The organism is Bacteroides sp. B1-V-101 (assembly GCF_023656585.1).
GTDB classification, from domain to species: Bacteria; Bacteroidota; Bacteroidia; order Bacteroidales; family Bacteroidaceae; genus Bacteroides; species Bacteroides thetaiotaomicron.
Genome location: NZ_JAMOKH010000005.1, coordinates 191,394 through 210,595, shown reverse-complemented (window position 1 = coordinate 210,595; position 19,202 = coordinate 191,394). Strand labels below are relative to the sequence as shown.

At 42.2% G+C, this 19,202-nt stretch carries 15 protein-coding genes and 1 riboswitch; of the genes, 7 read left to right on the top strand and 8 right to left on the bottom strand.

What is annotated here, in order from left to right:
- Nucleotides 1-22: 22 nt before the first annotated feature.
- Together NBH01_RS06500 and NBH01_RS06495 are read right to left on the bottom strand one after the other, a co-directional pair.
- Nucleotides 23-1,585, bottom strand: a complete 1,563-nt coding sequence (locus NBH01_RS06500) for a DUF3857 domain-containing protein (RefSeq protein ID WP_250700041.1) — start codon at nucleotides 1,583-1,585, stop codon at nucleotides 23-25.
- Between the two features lie 6 nt (nucleotides 1,586-1,591).
- The gene (locus NBH01_RS06495) at nucleotides 1,592-3,547 is read right to left on the bottom strand and encodes a DUF3857 domain-containing transglutaminase family protein (protein WP_225719554.1); all 1,956 of its coding nucleotides are present in this window, start codon (nucleotides 3,545-3,547) and stop codon (nucleotides 1,592-1,594) included.
- Between the two features lie 602 nt (nucleotides 3,548-4,149).
- Between NBH01_RS06495 and NBH01_RS06490 the strand changes: the two genes are divergently transcribed.
- Together NBH01_RS06490 and NBH01_RS06485 are read left to right on the top strand one after the other, a co-directional pair.
- A complete protein-coding gene (locus tag NBH01_RS06490; RefSeq protein ID WP_008763789.1) occupies nucleotides 4,150-4,575 on the top strand; it encodes a DUF3788 domain-containing protein in 426 nt (141 codons plus the stop codon).
- Nucleotides 4,576-4,874: 299 nt separating this feature from the next.
- Nucleotides 4,875-5,033: a hypothetical protein gene (locus NBH01_RS06485; RefSeq protein WP_155249858.1), complete on the top strand. Its 159-nt coding sequence runs from the start codon at nucleotides 4,875-4,877 to the stop codon at nucleotides 5,031-5,033.
- Between the two features lie 46 nt (nucleotides 5,034-5,079).
- On the opposite strand, the gene NBH01_RS06480 is transcribed toward NBH01_RS06485, so the two are convergent.
- Nucleotides 5,080-6,453 carry an MATE family efflux transporter gene (locus NBH01_RS06480; RefSeq protein ID WP_054959726.1) on the bottom strand — a complete coding sequence of 458 codons (1,374 nt, stop codon included), beginning with the start codon at nucleotides 6,451-6,453 and terminating at the stop codon, nucleotides 5,080-5,082.
- 154 nt (nucleotides 6,454-6,607) lie between these two features.
- Entirely contained in the window at nucleotides 6,608-8,056 is a 1,449-nt protein-coding gene (locus NBH01_RS06475; protein WP_250700040.1) for a glycosyl hydrolase family 28 protein, read from the bottom strand.
- A 601-nt stretch (nucleotides 8,057-8,657) separates the two neighbouring features.
- On the opposite strand from NBH01_RS06475, the gene NBH01_RS06470 reads away from it, so the two are divergent.
- Nucleotides 8,658-9,401 carry an acyltransferase gene (locus tag NBH01_RS06470; RefSeq protein ID WP_008764063.1) on the top strand — a complete coding sequence of 248 codons (744 nt, stop codon included), beginning with the start codon at nucleotides 8,658-8,660 and terminating at the stop codon, nucleotides 9,399-9,401.
- Nucleotides 9,402-9,474: 73 nt separating this feature from the next.
- Here NBH01_RS06470 and NBH01_RS06465 read toward each other — a convergent pair whose 3' ends face one another.
- On the bottom strand, nucleotides 9,475-10,098 hold the full coding sequence (locus NBH01_RS06465; RefSeq protein WP_008764064.1) for a CatB-related O-acetyltransferase: 624 nt from the start codon (nucleotides 10,096-10,098) through the stop codon (nucleotides 9,475-9,477).
- 277 nt (nucleotides 10,099-10,375) lie between these two features.
- Here NBH01_RS06465 and NBH01_RS06460 point away from each other — a divergent pair, with 277 nt between their 5' ends.
- Nucleotides 10,376-11,245, top strand: a complete 870-nt coding sequence (locus tag NBH01_RS06460; protein ID WP_250700039.1) for an RsmD family RNA methyltransferase — start codon at nucleotides 10,376-10,378, stop codon at nucleotides 11,243-11,245.
- Between the two features lie 47 nt (nucleotides 11,246-11,292).
- Here the strand turns inward: NBH01_RS06460 and NBH01_RS06455 are convergent, their stop codons facing one another.
- Nucleotides 11,293-11,763, bottom strand: coding sequence for an Lrp/AsnC family transcriptional regulator (locus tag NBH01_RS06455; RefSeq protein ID WP_008763774.1), 471 nt, complete (start codon nucleotides 11,761-11,763; stop codon nucleotides 11,293-11,295).
- A 178-nt stretch (nucleotides 11,764-11,941) separates the two neighbouring features.
- Here NBH01_RS06455 and NBH01_RS06450 point away from each other — a divergent pair, with 178 nt between their 5' ends.
- Together NBH01_RS06450 and NBH01_RS06445 are read left to right on the top strand one after the other, a co-directional pair.
- Entirely contained in the window at nucleotides 11,942-13,228 is a 1,287-nt protein-coding gene (locus NBH01_RS06450; protein WP_250700038.1) for an O-acetylhomoserine aminocarboxypropyltransferase/cysteine synthase family protein, read from the top strand.
- A 124-nt stretch (nucleotides 13,229-13,352) separates the two neighbouring features.
- Nucleotides 13,353-13,592 (top strand): hypothetical protein, encoded by a 240-nt coding sequence (locus NBH01_RS06445; RefSeq protein WP_008763772.1) that lies wholly within the window; start codon nucleotides 13,353-13,355, stop codon nucleotides 13,590-13,592.
- A gap of 99 nt (nucleotides 13,593-13,691) precedes the next feature.
- Here the strand turns inward: NBH01_RS06445 and NBH01_RS06440 are convergent, their stop codons facing one another.
- Nucleotides 13,692-14,603 (bottom strand): mechanosensitive ion channel family protein, encoded by a 912-nt coding sequence (locus NBH01_RS06440; protein WP_008763771.1) that lies wholly within the window; start codon nucleotides 14,601-14,603, stop codon nucleotides 13,692-13,694.
- Between the two features lie 134 nt (nucleotides 14,604-14,737).
- A riboswitch (TPP riboswitch) is annotated at nucleotides 14,738-14,834 on the top strand.
- Between NBH01_RS06440 and NBH01_RS06435 the strand changes: the two genes are divergently transcribed.
- A complete protein-coding gene (locus NBH01_RS06435) occupies nucleotides 14,835-17,066 on the top strand; it encodes a TonB-dependent receptor (RefSeq protein ID WP_225710294.1) in 2,232 nt (743 codons plus the stop codon).
- 53 nt (nucleotides 17,067-17,119) lie between these two features.
- On the opposite strand, the gene NBH01_RS06430 is transcribed toward NBH01_RS06435, so the two are convergent.
- Nucleotides 17,120-19,171 (bottom strand): hybrid sensor histidine kinase/response regulator transcription factor, encoded by a 2,052-nt coding sequence (locus tag NBH01_RS06430; RefSeq protein ID WP_250700037.1) that lies wholly within the window; start codon nucleotides 19,169-19,171, stop codon nucleotides 17,120-17,122.
- Between the last annotated feature and the right edge of the window lie 31 nt (nucleotides 19,172-19,202).

The following is a 19,202-nucleotide window of genomic DNA, read 5'->3' as shown; positions in this document are numbered from 1 at the left end:
CGGAACGATATGCCCGTCAGGTTTACTTCGCAGTTTGAAATAACAGACTATTGCCATTGGTATCCATCCATTCCGCCATCAAGCGATAATACGCCGGATATTCAGTCGGAGTTATCAATTGTTTTTTCAGTTTCAAGGTACGGAATATCTTTATTTCATCCTCCGCCTTTTTCACTGTAACTTCCATGATACCGACAGCATTTTCAATCTTTTTGTTAGTCGGCACAACCACTGGTTTCATTCCTGCATCAATCTTTACGATATAAGTATAAGCCTCATCGGGCAAATACCGCAAAAGCAGGTTAACGGGACGAGTTGTATTCAGAGCCGTCACACGCCCATCATAACTTGCCCATCCACCGCGAGCCTGCGGTAAGTCGAATTTCCGATAACCATCAGCCAATGCCTTTCCGGTTTTATCGCTCACCCGCAAGGTATCAGTTCGTGAAACAACATGAGAAACCTTCTCTAAAATTATCGGCTGAGCATTCAGATCAACTACAGAAACAAAATTCTGTATATCAGCAATCCCCTTATTGGTCACAAACAATCCGCTGACAGCAGCAAGTCCGGCTGCATCTTTATCTTCTGTTTTAGGAAAAGCCGCTTTTATCTCCGCACGGATGCCTATCGCTTGTTGCAAGGCAGCCAACAAAGCAGCCTTCTCCGCTTCAGTTCCGTATGCCGAACGGATCACTTCGGAAGCCGGACGCAAACGGTATCCGGTTTGCGACAGGGTCAGACGGCAATTTCCTAATCCTTCTACATAAGCAGTGAGTAACTCCTTTTTTTGTTCTGTGGTTTGCGCACCGACAGTCAGCTTCTGTGCCAATTCGGTAACACCCTTTCCATTACTTTCCAGTTGTTGTTTTATCACTTTCAGTGCATCAGCCTTTGAAGCATAAGTGGACGCCACAACAGCCTGTACATTACCTGCCGGCAAAGAGACGTCAAGTGAATAAGGACGCGGTTGCACATTTTTCAGTGTCCAGATCACTGTTTTCATACCACCCGCCGTTTTTACAACCGGAGCAGCTTTTCCATTCAACCATTCATAATGCAGAGGTTTGCTTTCGGGCACTGACAGCGAAAACACATATTCCCTGATTGGGGAAAGCTCTTCCACCTGCTCGCACACATCCAGTTCGGGCAGATATCCCGGACGGGTAACGACGGAGTAGTCCAGATAAATGGTAGCTCCCAATTCCAGTCCCGTATGAACGACTACCATCTCTTTCAGACCATTATAAGCCGGAGCATCTGCCGCTGCGGAAGGAAGCACCTCAAGGAGCGCATTTTCGGGAGTCTTCACAATAGTACCGTCTTTCTGACGAGTATAAGAATCGTGTATCTTCAGTGTCTGAAACTCCGGATTGTAAATGATAAAACTCTCTCCATACACACGGTTCATCGCTGCATGAGTAAACAAAGTCAGCTCTTTTTGCACACGCATTTCCTGACTGCCGTCAGCGTGTAACGTATAAGCCTTGCTCAATTTCCCAAATTCAGCTTCGGATGCCGCTTTCACCGGAAATGCCAGAATCAACATCGCCAGCGTAACTATATAATAATATGTATTTTTCATTCTGCTCTACTTTTTAATCACCCAATATTCACCATACGCCTTGTGGGCATTCACAGCATTGCGGAAACTTTCCCAATCAGAAGCCTCATAAACACGCTTCTTCAAAGCCAATCGATTGTGGAGCAACACTTTATTTCCTTTCTGTACCAACGAACCCTCAAAATCGGCTCCCACTCCTTGCATGGTTTCATCCTTGACCGCACTCACCAACTTGTATCCTGCTGGGAGCTGAATCGTTTCATCCAGTTCGACCAAACGGGAACAAGCATCTTTGAAACCATACTTGCGGTTTTCTACCGAAGTATCGATCCACATATAAGATCGTACCTGATTATAAAGGTTATTCATCACCATCGGACGGAAAAACATCTCGCCCTCTCCTTTCAAGGCATAATCGGGTATTTCATAACGAAAAGTGATTTTAATAGGTGCAGCCTGATAGTCTTTGGGATTTTTTCCATAGTCTACGCTCAACAATCTGGCTTTGGGAGAGATGACCAACAACTGACGTTCCATCGTGCTTTTCCATTCGCTCTGGAAGCCGGTGGTAAAGATGCGACGGATATTGCTGTCACTCTGTCCTTCGGCTGTAAGAGTAAAAGTACCGCGCAATGTACCATCTGTATACAAGCGGTTGTCGGCTTTGATACGTACATAATGATTTTCGGGAGCCGAAACCGGAGTGATACACAAATCAGAACCTTCGGGTACACCCGGCAGATAGTTCTGCTGCTGTTCGGCACTGCTCCATAACTCGCGGCAGAAAGGAACCCATGTAGGATCGAGAGGCATATATGCTCCATTGCTCAGTTTCACCACTGCCACACAATGATTAAAATGGTCGGCAGGAATACTTTCTACCCGACTGCCTGCCATTGTCATGGCAGGATAGGCTTCGAAACCAGCCATGCGCAAGAACGAAATCAGTGTACCTGCTATATCTTTGCAGACTCCGCAACGATCAGTATAATTCATTTTAGTATTATGAAGTGTAAATCCTTCTCCTTTTCCCATCGAAATGCCGGAATAGCGAATGTTATCTGCCACCCAATGAGTCAACACAGCTATTTTTTCCATTTCGGTCTTCTTGCCTTTTATCAGTTCATCTACTTTTTTCTGTGCTTCGGGCAATGGATCAAAACTACCATAATCTTCATTCACTTTATTGAACCACAACGACTTGTCTTTCCACTGGGGAGTAGAAGACATCATCAGTTTGGGAGCTGCATCGAAAAGGTCGACCATATTTGGCTCTTTAGCAAAAGGCATCATATCATCCATCGCAAAGCTATATTTCTTGCGACCGTCTTCATAACGCATGGATGATGCGCACTCACCCTGATAGAACTGAAACTGAAGTTCCTTCTCCATCGGAATGCTTACTACATAAACTTTACGTACAGTAGGAGTATTGCTCCAAAAAGGAACAATATCATAAAACTGTCCGCGCATAGGCGGAATAAAGCGTGACTCATCTTCATTACCGGCTGCAAGCAACGCATAGGTAAAGCCTTTCTTGGCTATTTCGTAATCCACAATATCACCCGGCTGCAAGGCGCCCACTTCAATCATGATTTGTCTTGCGCCCCAATAAATGGCACGGGCAGGAGCAGCATAATCACAGGTTTTCCTGACATCAAGTTCATCTACTTTTCCATTAGCACGATGGATGGTTACACGTTTAAATTCGGCATAAGCAGTCAAAGGGTCATAATCGTATTTAATCACCCGATTATCCACTGCTCCCCTCGGAGTCTGTACCTTTATCACTTTGCATACAGCAAACGACCCTTGTCCTGTAGGCTGGACAGATACCAATGTGCTATCCAACAATGTCACACAATCGGATGCTTCGTAAGTCTTCCCCTTCGAAGTCTGTTCATAAGGTTTCCAGCTTTGAGCCAATGACGCAGCCGAAACAAGAAGGCAGCAAAGAAGCGATACTGATAGTTGTTTTCTCATGTTTTTCACTTACATTTTATTTATAGAAACAAATGTAAGTAAAATCTTTGGAATTTATTTACTTCATGCTAAAGCAATTATCTTTTTTCCTACTTGAATGCAACAAATAGTTACATCACCTTACTTAAATCAACAAATACTGTATTTGAAATATTTGAATGTTCACTCCGGATTTGGATCTAGCTTTTAACCAATACTCCATTTCTCACCGAGAAATGTCCTCTTGGTTTTAAAGAAACGAGGCGTTGGTTTAAAAGGAACGCCCCGTTGGTTTTAAACCAAAAATAAGATTTCATAACCGTCTGATATACAACTTTTTGTAAAATGCACATAAACGCCCTTCAGAGCATTTAATTTTTCCCAACAAATAGATTAAAATTTAAAACTATATTTGGAGTGAAGTATGAAATATGTCTTTACATTTTAATTTTAAATCTCATGACTATAATTGAAAGAGTGCAATGAGAATTAAAAAAGAGATTGAAATGCTGATGAAAATAAAACTTCTTCTAATAATTATAACCCAGGATGCCTATATTGGACAACGATTTACTAAAAGATCATCCTATCTTTGCGGCATATATGATAAAACAGCAAATACCATGAAAGAACCTTTTCAAATACCGACTTCCGAAGATATAGAGAATCTGATAGGAACAGACCTTTATGATGTATGGAACTCACTCTGCCAGCGCATCGAGAAGAGCTACGAAATGGAGCTACTTTGGAACCATGGCGGCAAAGCGTGGACGTATGAATACAAATACCGCAAAGGCGGTAAAACCCTCTGTGCTTTATATGCGAAGGAAAAGACTCTGGGATTTATGGTTATCTTAGGAAAAGATGAACGTGCCAAATTTGAAATTCAGCGGGGACAGTTTTCAAACGAGGTACAGATGATCTATGATGCAGCTACCACTTTCCACGACGGCAAATGGATCATGTTTGAATTAAAAGACACAAAACTATTCAATGATATGGAACGGCTTCTGCTTATTAAGCGAAAACCAAACAGAAAAGCAGAGTAAAGGAAGGAAAAGGAAGCTATTTTTTCATAGCTTCCGCTCTCATATCTTTAGGCATTTTCTCCAGTGCATACCAGTAAGCTGTACGAGGCATTGCAGAACGATGCTTCGTAACAAAATCGAATATCTCATTAATTTCTACGAGAACGATACGCCCATTCGCAGGCTACAACTGCTTCTTCCCAAAAGCCCGACTGCCACAGTTGCTCACACTATTGAAAAATATCCGGTTTAGATTCACCTTTTACCTCCTGCCAGGATACAAACATCCTTTTTGTATCTTTGCCGGATACAGAATAAGAATGAAAAGAGAAATCCTATATCAGAGGATAGCCGGTACCATCGCCTGGCAAACAGACACACTTTTCTATATATTAACAGGTACAGATATCCGGATAAATCAACATTTACGCACAGGAAATGAGATAAAGAGAGAGATAACAGTCAGAATACAACCGTAATACCATGCATATCTGTGAAGTAAAAAAATAAATTACAAAGAAACGATTACTCCACACGCAAAGTATTCCCTTTAATCCTTCCCAGAATTTTAGGGAACTGCCAAAAGAACAATAACGTGCAACAGATGGCCGCAGTCGCATCAGATATAGCCTCAGCTGCATACACTCCGGTTACTCCCATAAAGTTCGGCAAAATTAACGCCAGCGGAATCAACAGGATAGCTTTACGCAACAGAGCAATGAAGATAGAGATTCGGGCCTGTCCCAATGCAACGAACATATTCTGACAGGCACGTTGCAAGCCGAAGATGGTCATGCCACCCAAGAAAACGGGCATTGTCCAACGTACAGTTTCTATCAGTCTTTCATCACTGGTGAAAGCAGAGGCAACCGTCGAAGGGAAGAGAATCATGAAAAGCATCAATATCAAATTGAAGGAAAACATGGTTACCAGCACAATACGGAAGCAATCTTTCACACGCTGCTTGTCACCATGCCCGAAGTTATAACTTATAATCGGAACGAATCCTTGCGCAAATCCGGTCAGCGGTACACTGGCAAACTGCATCGAACTTTGCAGAATCGTCAATGCGCTGATGTAGATATCTCCAAATTCCTTCAGACTGCTATTGAGGACAAACCCAACCAGACTTTCCGTACTTGCCATAATGAAGGGGGATACTCCTAAAGCTAATATGGAAAGGATAATCTTCCGGTCCAGTCCCATATATCGTTTCTCCAAAGGTAGAGAGGCACGTCGGGAAAAGAGGAAACTTACCACCCACACCGCACTGCATGCTTGGGAAAGTACCGTAGCCAAAGCAGCACCTTTCACGCCCATGTCAAACCAAAAAATAAAAATAGGATCAAGAATGATGTTCAATAAGGCTCCGATCAGAACTGAAAACATGGCAATGGCAGGACGTCCCTGAGCATTGATAAAGCTATTCAACCCTGTGGATATTTCGACAAATATCGTTCCCAAAAGATAAATGGACAGGTAGTCAACCGCATATTCCAAGGTGTTTTCCGAAGCTCCTGTAAAGAGGAGAATAGGTTCCATAAAAGTATATGCAATGACAGAAGTCAGCAAAGTAAACAATATCAGCAGAACAAACCCGTTTCCCAATATCTTTCCGGCTCGTACACGGTCGCCCTGTCCGAGTGCAATGGCAGCCAGCGGAGCACCACCGCCGCCGACAATTGCCGAAAAAGAAGAAATCAGTATAATGAGAGAGGTAGTCACCCCTACACCCGCCAGCGCATCGGTGCCAATTCCCGGAATATGCCCGATGTATATACGGTCCACAATGCTATAAAGCAGATTGACAAATTGTGCAGCCACTGCCGGGAGTGCCATCTTAAAAACAAGCGGTAACATACGTTCTGTTCCCAGCCGTTCTTCGTATTTATTGTTCATTCCAAACTTCTTTTTCTAAAATCGGCTGCAACATAGATAAAAAACTTCAATTTTTATCTATATTGTGATAAAAATTGAAGTATAATCTTTCCTTCTGACCGCATGACAGTTTTTGGCATGTGGCGCCATTTCTAACATTCTGTCTGCTTCGTTTCTATTCAAAAGAGAGATTTTCTACATGTTCTCCAACAAAGATACCGGCCATATCTCCGGTTTTATACCATTTCGGCTTCCCAGGCATGTCGTCTGTAATCTTTCGCCCATTGACCACAAGATTCACAAACCTGATACCGGATATCTTGTGATTCTCATCATACCCTGCAATGATCGACAAGTTTTCACCCGATCCATTGTAAGTAACATCCTTAACAAGCACATTCTGAATACCTCTGCCAGTAGAGACACAATACTTCGGATTGAAACTGATTCTGAAATTCACAAGCTGTCCGTTACGAAAATCTTCAATCCGAATATTCTCGAACGTAATATTACGCACCAATGTATTGTCGCCTGGATTTATAGCCAGACATCCCTGATAATCAATCTGGTTTTCTGCCTGATCAAGAATGTCGATATTCCTAAAAGTGACGTTCTGCACTGTATCCATGCCGTTCGGATCTCCATGTCCTCCGATATTGATTGGATGAGCCACGTCAGCCCAAAGTGTCGCATTTTTCACCAATACATTATTGCTTCCCCCTTTAAATCCTTGCGTAGAAGCATAAACTGCGGCACAGTCATCACTATTACGACAGAAAACCCCATCTAATATCACGTTACTGCTTGAGAAAACATCCATTCCGTCGCCCCAACCATAATAGCTGATTGATTTCACATTCGTCAACTCTACCGAATCGCATTGTCCTATGGGGAGTTGCGAAACCACAATTCCGTCGATCCTGACATTTTTAGAACGTCTGACCCAAACACCGGCTCCCCTGCCATCAGGGTGTACCTCGCCTCTCCCGAAAATATTCACATCATGTGCTCCTTCCGTGAATATATTGCCATAAACACGGGCTCCCCCGTCGATATAAACAGTAGTTCCTGAAGGGACAAATAGAGTATCATTAGGAAGATTATGCACACCGGGACCAAAATAAATCAAATTGGACCCTTTTTTTTTCTTGAGAGCCCTTTGGATTTCTTTATCGGAAGGACGAAATTTATCAATCGGATTCGCAAAAAGATGAAGATTGTGAAAAATATCTCCATTGACCTCTACTGAGAGATTGCGAGGACGCGAAAGTGAGAATGTCACTGTGTCTCCAACACAATCCGGTGTTATCTTATAGCTTAAAGGACGTACTCTCGCACTATTGACTCTCTCTTTGTTGCTGATTACTCGCACATCTACCATTCCGTCAAAATCGAAATAAGCAATGGAGGCAACCTCTACGTTATGCCCTTTTTCATCAACCCTATCAACTTTAACAGGATAAACGTCAACGGGCAACCACGGTCCGCTACCCTGACGCACTTCCACAGAAAAATCGTTTAAGGTTTTCACCCCGACCCCAGCAGGGTATGTGACTACCTCTGCGTTAAGCGAATGCATAGCCAATAACGCCAATGAAAGAAGTATCGCTTTTGGATAATTCATATTCTTTGATTTTAAATTTGATATTGAAATTTATTAAACACTTTAATTTGAATACGTTTTGACTATAAAAAGCGCCCAACAGAAGAATGAATATTTTTACTTTTATAAAATAGAGAAATAAAGCGGAAATATGTAATCACAGAGAGAAATAAATATTTCAAATGGTAAATAACAACTCACTGAAACGCATCGTAACGAACTAATCCCAGTCTCTCTTAAAATTAATTTGCTGTATGCAATCATCTAATGCTCGGTTTATATAACCTTATTCGTCTGACAACTGTTGAACTTTCGTCTGACAACTGTTATTCTTTCGTCTAACAACTGTCAGACGAATAAAACATTGCAGCATTAATCTTACATCCATTAAACATAAAAAGTAAATCTACGTAAACTCGGAACTAGTTCATAACGGTGCAGGAACGAACGAATATCGGGCAACGGAGTAAATCAAAGCAGCACAGAAAAGATATGGAAATCTCCATAAGAATACAAACAAAGAAAAAGAACCATCTAATGAATCTTTGACTATTCCTTTTCGTATCTTTGTGGAAAGTCGTATCAAAAAGGTACGAATATAAACTATAAAACTTAGAATGAAATGGAAAATATTACCGGACAGAACAACGAATTTACATTAATATTCCCACATAACAGAATTGATTGCACTTCTTCTCAGAATGACAAATTCAATAAGATTATTAATCAGGCCAACATCACAATCACAGGAAACAACAATCGTATCTCAATGTATTTCGACACTGAAGAAAGTGCGGAAGAATTGCTGCTTAGCAACGGATTTCTGCTAATCGTAAAAGGAGATAATAATATCGTAAATATGGGAACAATCATCCTACGATATTCTACCATATTAGGTATGACAGGATTGAAACTAATCATCGGACAGCTGCCGGGACTGGGTGCCGGTGTTTCAAGAACAGCCAACAATTGCCGGATAGATATCGGAAACCGTGTTGTAATCAATGGGGTTACATTGTATTTGCAGGAAGATGACTCATATGTTAGTATTGGAGATGACAGTCAGTTAAGCTGGGGAATTGATATATGGTGTACTGATGCACATACAATAACAGATTTAAAGGGTGAACCGATCAATTTTGCCAAGTGCATAGAAATCGGCAAGCATGTATGGATAGGGAAAGATAGCAAGATTGGCAAGAATGTGAAGATAGCGGACAACAGTATCGTTGGTTGGGGAAGCATCGTAACAAAAGAATTTAATGAGCCGAATGTAATCATTGCAGGTATACCGGCCAAAATTGTCAAGCGAGGGATAAATTGGGACCGGAGATGTATCAATAAGTATCTAAAAGAAAGATTATAAAAAGGAAGCTCCAATAGGATCTATGAAACATAGATTTTATTGGAGCTTCCATTCTATGTCACTATGATACTTTTTATTTCATAAGTTCCTCCATATCCCCATTCATGATATGAGGCAAATAATGAGCTATCTCATCAGTACTCCAGTCCCACCATTTCAATTCCTGCAATTGCGCAATCGTATCTTCGTCAAAACGCATCCGGATTTTCTTCGCAGGGGTCCCGCCTACTATCGTATAAGGAGGTACATCTTTGGTGACTACTGCCCTCGACGCAATAATCGCTCCGTCGCCGATATGTACGCCCGCCATGACAACAGCCTCATAACCAATCCATACATCGTTTCCAATCACTATATCCCCTTTATTATCCCATGCCGAAGTGATATTTCCCTTATCCAACTGCCACTCCTCAAAAAATATAGGAAACGGATAATTCGACAAAGAATTCAACGTATGATTCGCGCTGTTGAAAAGAAACTTAGCTCCACAGGCTATCGAACAGAATTTCCCTATGATCAGCCGGTCTCCATTGACAGGATAATGATATAAAACATTGTTCTTCTCAAACTGAACAGGATCATTTACAAAATCATTGTATATGGTGTAGTCACCAACCTTTATATGAGGATTATTGATAACAGCATTCAGATAGACAGTCTGAAGGTCATTGGTACGCGGATAAATATTTGTATTCATTGTAATTGCTTCTTTATAAGATTTCTTAAATAAAATAATAAAATATCGGGTGACCTGTTTAGCCACATAAGACTCGAACAACAGATTTCACCATTGTCCATCATCCATATAGAGCGAAGCTATTTACAACGTTGCCATTTCATTGCGTTAAAAAAATAAGGTTCATATCACATAACAAATGTACAGGATAATTTTGAAAATCAGATGCAAGGATCTAAAAATTATCCCGTATATTTGCTGTATACCATTTATATCGTCACTATAAACCTTTAGCATCATGGCAACTTATACTCATTTCGGCAAACAACCGGATGTACTGAAACATCTGATACTTTGCGAAGTTCTTCGGAACGAGCATCCACAAGTCTATGTAGAAACAAATTCTGCCTGTGCCATCTACCCGATGCAGCAGACTTCGGAACAGCAATATGGCATTTACTATTTCTTAGAAAAAACGGCAGAGGAAGACAATCAAGTTCTAAAGGACTCCATTTACTATAAGATAGAAAGTGCAGAAATGCAGAAAGGATACTATTTAGGTTCTCCGGCTTTAGCAATGGAGGTATTAGGAAGACAGGCACAAAAATTTCTATTCTTCGATATAGAAAAGAGTGCTTTGGATAATGTGGAACGCTATGCGAAGCAAGCGGAACTACAGACATCCGTCCACCTATATAATACCGATTCTCTCGAAGGAGTCATGAAGTTACTGCCATCACTCCCCAAAGATTCTTTCATTCATATCGATCCTTATGAGATAGATAAGAAAGGAACATCGGGACTAACCTATCTGGATATATTAATAGAGGCTACCCAGTTAGGAATGAAGTGTTTATTATGGTACGGCTTTATGACTCAACATGACAAAAGCCATCTGAACTCATACATCACGACCCGACTAGAAGAGGCAAGGATTAAAGACTATATTTGTGCAGAACTGATAATGAACTCTATCAGACAAGACACCGTATTATACAATCCCGGTATCATAGGCAGTGGTATCTTGGGCACCAATTTATCACAGAAATCAAATACAGCCATTCTTGATTACAGTGATATACTGGTCCGCCTCTACCAATACGCAAAATACAAGGACCATGACGGCAGCTTATACAGAGACATTATCGGCAATCCACCAGAAACCTGAGCCGAAAACAAAGAGTCGCAAAAATAGGAAATACATCAATCTTCCCACTAAATATGTATTCCATATCGGTGCTTCACTTCCGCCATCACAAACGTACTTTCCAGCGAACCCAGGCTATCGATGGTTCCCAATACATTCAGAATAAACTCCTGATAATATTTCATATTAGGAGCATGGATCTTCAGCAAGTAATCGTAACTGCCCGATATATTATAACATTCGGTCACTTCGGGAATGTCCTGTATGATTCGGGTAAACTCAGCCGCAATGTCCCTGTTCAGCCGCCTTAGCTTGACACTGCAAAAGACCACAAAACCCTGATTCAGCTTTTCGGCATCCAGCACAGCGATATACTTCTTTATATATCCCCCACTCTCCAAACGTTTAAGGCGCTCGAAAACAGGAGTCGATGAAAGACTGACCCGCGCAGCCAACTCTTTGGTCGTCAACCGCGCATTCTCTTGCAAAGTACGGAGTATCTGCAAATCCACTTTATCCAATTTCTCAAAAGTATCCATAAGAAAAATATTCTTCTAACAGGTGATTTTTAAGAATAAAGCAGCTGCTTTATTCTGTATAACGATACAAAAATAGCATTATTTTCTATATTTCTACTATATATTGTTCGATATATCTGCATCCCATAACTTTGCAAGAAAATAAAGAGAGAATATCAAACTTAAAAAGCATACGATTATGGAAAGAAAGAATTTACACTTTGAGACATTACAGGTTCATGTAGGACAGGAACAAGCAGATCCGGCAACAGACGCACGCGCAGTACCTATTTATCAGACCACTTCTTATGTATTCCACAATTCCGCTCATGCAGCCGCACGTTTCGGCTTGCAAGATCCGGGCAATATCTACGGCCGCCTGACCAACTCCACCCAAGGAGTTTTTGAAGAACGTGTAGCCGTCCTCGAAGGAGGTGTAGCAGGTCTGGCAGTTGCCTCCGGTGCCGCCGCTATTACTTATGCTTTCGAAAACATTACTCGTGCAGGCGACCACATCGTAGCTGCCAAAACAATTTACGGAGGAAGCTATAACTTACTGGCACATACTATGCCCAATTATGGCGTTACCACCACTTTCGTTGATCCGAGCGACCTTTCCAACTTTGAGAAAGCGATTCAGGAGAACACCAAAGCCGTATTTATCGAAACACTCGGAAACCCGAATTCCAATATTATAGACATAGAAGCGGTATCTGAAATTGCTCACCGTCACAAAATACCTTTGATTATAGACAATACGTTCGGCACTCCCTACTTAATCCGCCCCATCGAACACGGAGCAGACATTGTAGTGCACTCCGCAACCAAATTCATTGGTGGTCATGGCAGTTCCTTGGGAGGAGTAATCGTTGACTCCGGTAAATTCGACTGGGTAGCTTCGGGTAAATTCCCACAGTTGACAGAGCCCGATCCGAGTTACCACGGAGTACGCTTTGTAGACGCTGCCGGTCCGGCTGCTTACGTCACCCGCATTCGTGCCACTTTGCTACGGGATACGGGAGCAACGATCAGTCCGTTCAATGCCTTCATCCTGCTGCAAGGGCTGGAAACACTTTCTTTGCGTGTAGAACGTCATGTAGAAAACGCGCTAAAAGTGGTGAACTTCCTGAATAATCATCCGAAGGTGAAGAAAGTCAATCATCCGTCACTCTCCGATCATCCGGATCATGCACTCTATCAACGCTATTTCCCGAATGGTGCAGGCTCCATCTTTACGTTTGAAGTAAAAGGAGGACAGGAAGAAGCACACCGCTTCATCGACAGTCTGGAGATTTTCTCGTTGCTGGCCAATGTAGCTGACGTGAAATCACTAGTCATCCATCCGGCAAGTACCACACACTCGCAACTTAATGCGCAGGAACTTGCAGAACAGGAGATTTATCCGGGCACTGTACGTCTATCCATCGGAACGGAACATATCAATGACCTGATAGCCGATCTGGAACAGGCACTCGCCAAAATCTGACATTAGATTCTAACCTATTTGTCTGTTAAAATGTGATTGACAACAAGACGCAATGAAGATTCGGGGATTGAACTTTCCATCACTATGATACGTTATAACAATATAACATTAAAACATTGCAGTTATGGAGAAATATTTAATACACAGCAACGAACTGCATCTGATAGACGCAGGGAAAATCCACCAGGCAGTAGAGAAAATGGTGGAGTCACTCGATCTTGCCGCAGGATCAACCAGTAATTTTGATCTCTATCAGGTCGTAGAAAGCTACTTTAAGGACCTTGAAAAAAGAAGGAAAATCAACCATGTACTGGGAATCAAAGAAGACCGATATGAATTTGCAGAAGACTTCGGCATCAAATAAAAAAGAAATTTTCCAATCACACCAGACAATTTGTTCATATAAAACGAGAGAGCCTCACCGAAGTGAAACTCTCTCGTTTTAGTATATATCTTATAGTGATCAGTTTCCCTGATGCACGGTAAGTTGCGGGAACGGGAAGTTGATGCCTTTTTCATTAAAGGTTTCATAAATAGTCTTGTTTATATCAAAATAAACTCCCCAGTAATCTGCCGTATTCACCCACACACGGGCTACCACATTCACACTGCTGGCATCCAGCGCATGAAGGGCAATAAACGGGGCGGGGTCGGTCAGAATACGCTTGTCGGCCGTCAGTATATCACGGACAATCTGCTGTACCTTATTATAATCTTCTCCATAATCCACGCCAACAATCCATTCTACACGGCGCGTTGTCTGTGTATTATAGTTTGTCACCACTCCGCTGCTCATTGCACCGTTCGGTATATAAATCACTTTATTATCTCCGGTAGTCAAAATGGTGTGAAATATCTGTATTTCCTTGACCGTTCCGGAAACTCCCTGACTTTCAATCCAGTCTCCTACCTTATAAGGCTTGAAAAGCAATACGATCAGTCCGCCGGCAAAGTTCTGCAAGTTACCGGACAACGCCATACCGACAGCCACACCGGCAGAAGCCAACAGGGCTGCAAAAGAAGTTGTTTCGACTCCCAGAGCACCGACTACGGAGATAATCAACAGAATGGTCAGCAGAATATTTACCAGACTCTTCACAAAAGTCTTGATGCTTATATCCACCTTTCTCCTGTCCATCAGACGTCCGACAAATCGGTTGAGCATCGAGATGAGGAAGCGTCCGACAATGAAGACAAGGGTTGCAATCAGGATGCGTTCTCCGGCACGGATACCGAAATCTACCAATTGCTGGGTGATCAGAGAAAGCTTATCCAATCCGTCCGCATTGGCTATCGCTTCTTCCATTAATTTATCTGCGACGATTTGTGTAGAATCCGCAAGCTGTGTTGCTGTCGCTTGAAATAATAGTAGCATAATTTGATAATTATATTAAAATGAATAAATAGCTGACTTGTCATATTTCAACAAACTACAAAGTTATATTGTTTTTAGCAAATCTAAAAGTTTTTTTTGCTTTCCTCCCGCAAAAGCAGTAATTTTGCCAACGATTCACTAAGTAGGGGTGCCTTAACATGACGGGCTGAGAACATACCCATAGAATCTGAACCGGGTAATGCCGGCGTAGAGAACTAATTAATAAGCAAGATGAAAAAAATGATGATGATGGCCGTCGCCTTATTGGGCGCAGGCTTCCCTGTCCATGCACAAACGAGTGCAAAGGATAGTCTGAAAGTAATCAACCTGCAAGAAGTGCAGGTAGTATCCACACGTGCTACAGCAAAAACTCCCGTAGCATTTACCAATATAGGCAAAGCCGAACTTAAAAAAGTGAACTTCGGGCAGGATATTCCCTACCTGCTGAGCATGACTCCTTCCACGCTGACCACATCGGATGCGGGATCGGGCATCGGCTATACGACTCTTCGTGTACGAGGCACTGACGGCACGCGTATCAATATCACTGTAAACGGCATCCCGATGAACGATGCCGAAAGCCACAACCTGTTCTGGGTAAATATGCCCGACTTCTCTTCTTCCGTAAAGGATATGCAAGTGCAACGTGGCGCAGGAACATCGACCAACGGCGCCGGTGCCTTCGGAGCCAGTGTCAATATGCAGACCGAAGGCGCGTCCATGAAACCGTATGCCGAGTTCAACGGTTCCTATGGTTCTTTCAACACCCACAAGGAAACTGTAAAAGTGGGAACCGGACTGCTGAACAATCACTGGACATTCGATGCCCGACTTTCCAACATCGGTACGGACGGATATATTGACCGTGCCTCCGTCAATCTCAACTCTTACTATCTGCAAGGGGGATATTTCAGCGAAAATACGTCTGTCAAACTGATCGCATTCGCAGGAAAAGAAAAGACGTATCATGCCTGGGGATATGCTACTAAAGCAGAAATGGAAGAACACGGAAGACGGTATAACCCTTGCGGCGAATATACCGGAGACGATAATGAAAAACATTATTATGCCGACCAGACGGATAACTATCTGCAAAAGAATTATCAACTCCTTTTCAACCATACTTTCTCCACCGCATGGAATCTGAACGTAGCTCTGCACTACACCAAAGGTGACGGCTACTATGAGGAATATAAAGAAGACAGATCTTTCGTAGAATACGGTCTGAAGCCTTTTACAACAGACGGAAAAGAAATTTCGGAAAGCGATCTGGTCCGCCAGAAGAAAATGGATAATAAGTTTGGCGGGGGTGTTTTCTCCCTCAATTATACCAACCACCGACTAACGGCATCTTTGGGTGGAGGCATCAATCAATATCGGGGCAATAACTTCGGGAAAGTGACTTGGGTAAAGAACTACATCGGCGCACTATCTCCCGACCATGAATACTACCGCAACCAATCGAAGAAAACCGACGGTAACATCTATCTGAAAGCAAGCTACGACCTTACCGGAGGACTAAGTGCCTATGCCGACCTGCAATACCGGCACATCGACTACACCATCGACGGAGCAAATGACAAATACGACTGGAATAAAAGTGCGTTGCGTCCGCTGGCCGTAGACAAGAAATTCGACTTTTTCAACCCGAAAGTCGGACTGAACTGGAATATCAACTCCAATCACCGTGTCTACGCTTCTTTCTCCGTAGCTCAAAAAGAGCCGACAAGAAATAATTATACGGATGGTGATCCCGACAGTTATCCGAAAGCTGAAAAGCTGCTCGACTACGAAGCCGGATACACATTCGCCAATCATTGGCTGACAGCAGGCGCCAACTTCTACTACATGGATTATACCGACCAGCTTGTCCTCACCGGAGCTTTGAACGATATCGGTGAAGCCCTGACAGAAAACGTTCCGGACAGCTACCGGATGGGAATCGAACTGATGCTAGGTATCAAGCCCTGTAAATGGTTCCAATGGGATATCAATGCGACATGGAGCAAAAACCGTATCAAGAATTTCGTAGAAAACATTCCCATTTACGATGGCTGGAACTTACTGGACGTCGTAAGCGTTTCTCATAAGAGTACCCGCATCGCTTTTTCACCGGATTTCCTGCTGAACAACCGTTTTGCTTTTACCTATCAAGGATTCGAAGCAGCCCTTCAATCCCAGTTTGTCGGCAAGCAATATATGACAAATGCGGAAGTGGAAGCATTGACTCTGGATAAGTATTTCGTGAGCAACCTAAATCTGGCCTATACATTCAAACCCCGAAAAGTGGTGAAAGAAGTAACTATGGGTGTGACCGTCTACAACCTCTTCAACGAAGAATACGAGAACAACGGTTGGGCATCCAGTTCTTACGACAAGGATGTGAATCACAGAATAGACTCTGCCGGATACGCTGCGCAAGCGGGTACAAATGTTATGGCCCATGTCTCTTTCCGTTTTTAACAATAACTATTCAAACAGACAAGCCAGAAGCCGCCAACATGGAACGCGGCTTCTTATTTCCTCATTTTCTCTTCCATATATTTGGAAGGAAGCACCCCAAACTGTGCAACGAACTGCTTACGGAAGGAAATCATCGAATCATACCCTACCATTTCCGCCACTTCTGTCAGACTGCTATATCGCCCGCTCATGATAATAGAGGCAGCTTTACTCATCCGTACTCCATGAATCACCTCTATAATCGACAAACCAGTTTTCTGCTTAACCTTGCGATAAAGGGTCGGCTGGCTCATATTCAATTTGTCCGTCAGCACTTTTATTGTAAAATTCCGGTTTGATAAATTTTCTTCTATAATCTGAAGCATTTTAGGCATAAAAACATCCTGAACATCTTCTGAAGATTCCAGTACCTCTTCATCCAGCATAAGAGTTTTCGCATAAAGTTTTCTTAACAGATCACGTTGTTCTATCAACGCTTTCACCTTCTCTTTCAATAACTCCGGATTAAAAGGTTTCATTATATAGTCATCTACCCCTATTTGTAAACTTTTCAACCGGTCAGCATCCTCTGCTTTAGCTGTTAAAAAGATAACCGGTATATGAAAAGTCCGCTTATTTTCACGAATCTCCCGACTACATTCAAACCCATCTTTAACAGGCATCATTATATCAGATATGATTAATTTAGGTATATATTTATCAGCCATAGCCACCCCTTCTTCTCCATTTCCAGCCTCAATAACATTATAATCTTCTTTAAATAGACTGCATAAATATTCTCTCATCTCATCGTGGTCCTCTATAATCAATAAAAATTCCTTATTATTTTTCACTCTGTTAACGGGCTCTTCCATAGTCTCATTCTTTTCTTCTACTACTTCTTCCATCGGACGTTCTTCTGCCGGACACTCTTCCAACAAATCCCCCTTCATCGGATCAGGTACCATTTCATATTCCCCCGGCGCAAAATGAGAAAGCCCCATCGGAATGTGCAGAACGAATCGGCTGCCTTCTCCAACACGACTGGTCAACGTTACAAATCCATGATGCAACCCCATCGTATGCTTTACAATATGTAATCCAAGACCTATTGACGTGGAATATTGCGGGATACGTTTCCCTGTTACAAACGAATCAAACACGTGCTGTTGCAAATCATCAGGTATCCCAACTCCATTATCAGACACTGTTACAAGGCAATAAGGTCTTCCGTCAATTTCCGCCTCTGACACAGCCAGTTCAATACGTCCATTCTGAGAAGTGTATTTAAAGGCATTTGATAACAAATTTTGAACAGCTGATTCTATTTTCGCCACATCCACCCATAAATACAAAGGCACTGTATCCACCTGGACCAAAAATTCCCGCTTCTTGACCATAGCCATTTGCAGAAAAGGATTAGCCACCCGGCTAACAATCTCCTTTATATCCGATTCTGACAAATGAAGTTTTATCATGCCTCCCTCTATCTTCTGTACATATAGCAGACGATCAACCAGTGTCTGTAGAGAAAGACAATTCTTGTGCAATCTGCTAAATGAATCAAACCAATTATCCGATGGGGTAATGGACTTCATTATATCATGTATAGGAGCAAGTATCAAAGTAAGAGGAGTTCTTAACTCATGAGCAGCATTCATAAAAAAATTCTCACGTTCTTCCCGTATATGCCGTTCTGCGTTTCTCTCCAAATTTGCAATCGTCAGTTCATGTTTCAATTGAATCATTTTTTTGAAACGACGTTGCCGCCGCAACAAACTATAGAAAATATAACCAACCAAAAATAAAACCGAGAAAATCAAAAGCAAACGAAACCAAACGGTCTGGCTCCAATGTGGAAGGATTGTTATCGGCAATGCAGTAACGTCTCCTTCCGTATTATTAGGGAACAATGTTTTGACTTCAAAAATATAATAACCGGCAGACAAGTTGGTAAACGAGACCTTACCCGCTTCAGAAACAATCCAATCTTTTTGATATGGATATAACCGATAGCTATATTTTTGCAGATCCTTCGAAAAAGCCAGATTATTGAAAAGGAGAGAGAAATCACGGTTTGCATTGACCAGTTCCAAATGGTCAATTGATGCAATATTTGAGTCCAAAACAACTTGCCCTTTTATCTTCTCACCTATA

Excerpts from the sequence above, each read along its gene's own strand:
- NBH01_RS06440 (WP_008763771.1), bottom strand. The coding sequence starts at position 14,603 with ATGCTACTATTATTTCAAGCGACAGCAACACAGCTTGCGGATTCTACA.
- NBH01_RS06455 (WP_008763774.1), bottom strand. The coding sequence starts at position 11,763 with ATGGATACTTTTGAGAAATTGGATAAAGTGGATTTGCAGATACTCCGT.
- NBH01_RS06465 (WP_008764064.1), bottom strand. The coding sequence starts at position 10,098 with ATGAATACAAATATTTATCCGCGTACCAATGACCTTCAGACTGTCTAT.
- NBH01_RS06495 (WP_225719554.1), bottom strand. The coding sequence starts at position 3,547 with ATGAGAAAACAACTATCAGTATCGCTTCTTTGCTGCCTTCTTGTTTCG.
- NBH01_RS06445 (WP_008763772.1), top strand. The coding sequence starts at position 13,353 with ATGGAGAAATATTTAATACACAGCAACGAACTGCATCTGATAGACGCA.
- NBH01_RS06490 (WP_008763789.1), top strand. The coding sequence starts at position 4,150 with ATGAAAGAACCTTTTCAAATACCGACTTCCGAAGATATAGAGAATCTG.
- NBH01_RS06500 (WP_250700041.1), bottom strand. The coding sequence starts at position 1,585 with ATGAAAAATACATATTATTATATAGTTACGCTGGCGATGTTGATTCTG.
- NBH01_RS06485 (WP_155249858.1), top strand. The coding sequence starts at position 4,875 with ATGAAAAGAGAAATCCTATATCAGAGGATAGCCGGTACCATCGCCTGG.
- NBH01_RS06475 (WP_250700040.1), bottom strand. The coding sequence starts at position 8,056 with ATGAATTATCCAAAAGCGATACTTCTTTCATTGGCGTTATTGGCTATG.
- NBH01_RS06460 (WP_250700039.1), top strand. The coding sequence starts at position 10,376 with ATGGCAACTTATACTCATTTCGGCAAACAACCGGATGTACTGAAACAT.
- NBH01_RS06470 (WP_008764063.1), top strand. The coding sequence starts at position 8,658 with ATGGAAAATATTACCGGACAGAACAACGAATTTACATTAATATTCCCA.
- NBH01_RS06480 (WP_054959726.1), bottom strand. The coding sequence starts at position 6,453 with ATGAACAATAAATACGAAGAACGGCTGGGAACAGAACGTATGTTACCG.
- NBH01_RS06450 (WP_250700038.1), top strand. The coding sequence starts at position 11,942 with ATGGAAAGAAAGAATTTACACTTTGAGACATTACAGGTTCATGTAGGA.
- NBH01_RS06435 (WP_225710294.1), top strand. The coding sequence starts at position 14,835 with ATGAAAAAAATGATGATGATGGCCGTCGCCTTATTGGGCGCAGGCTTC.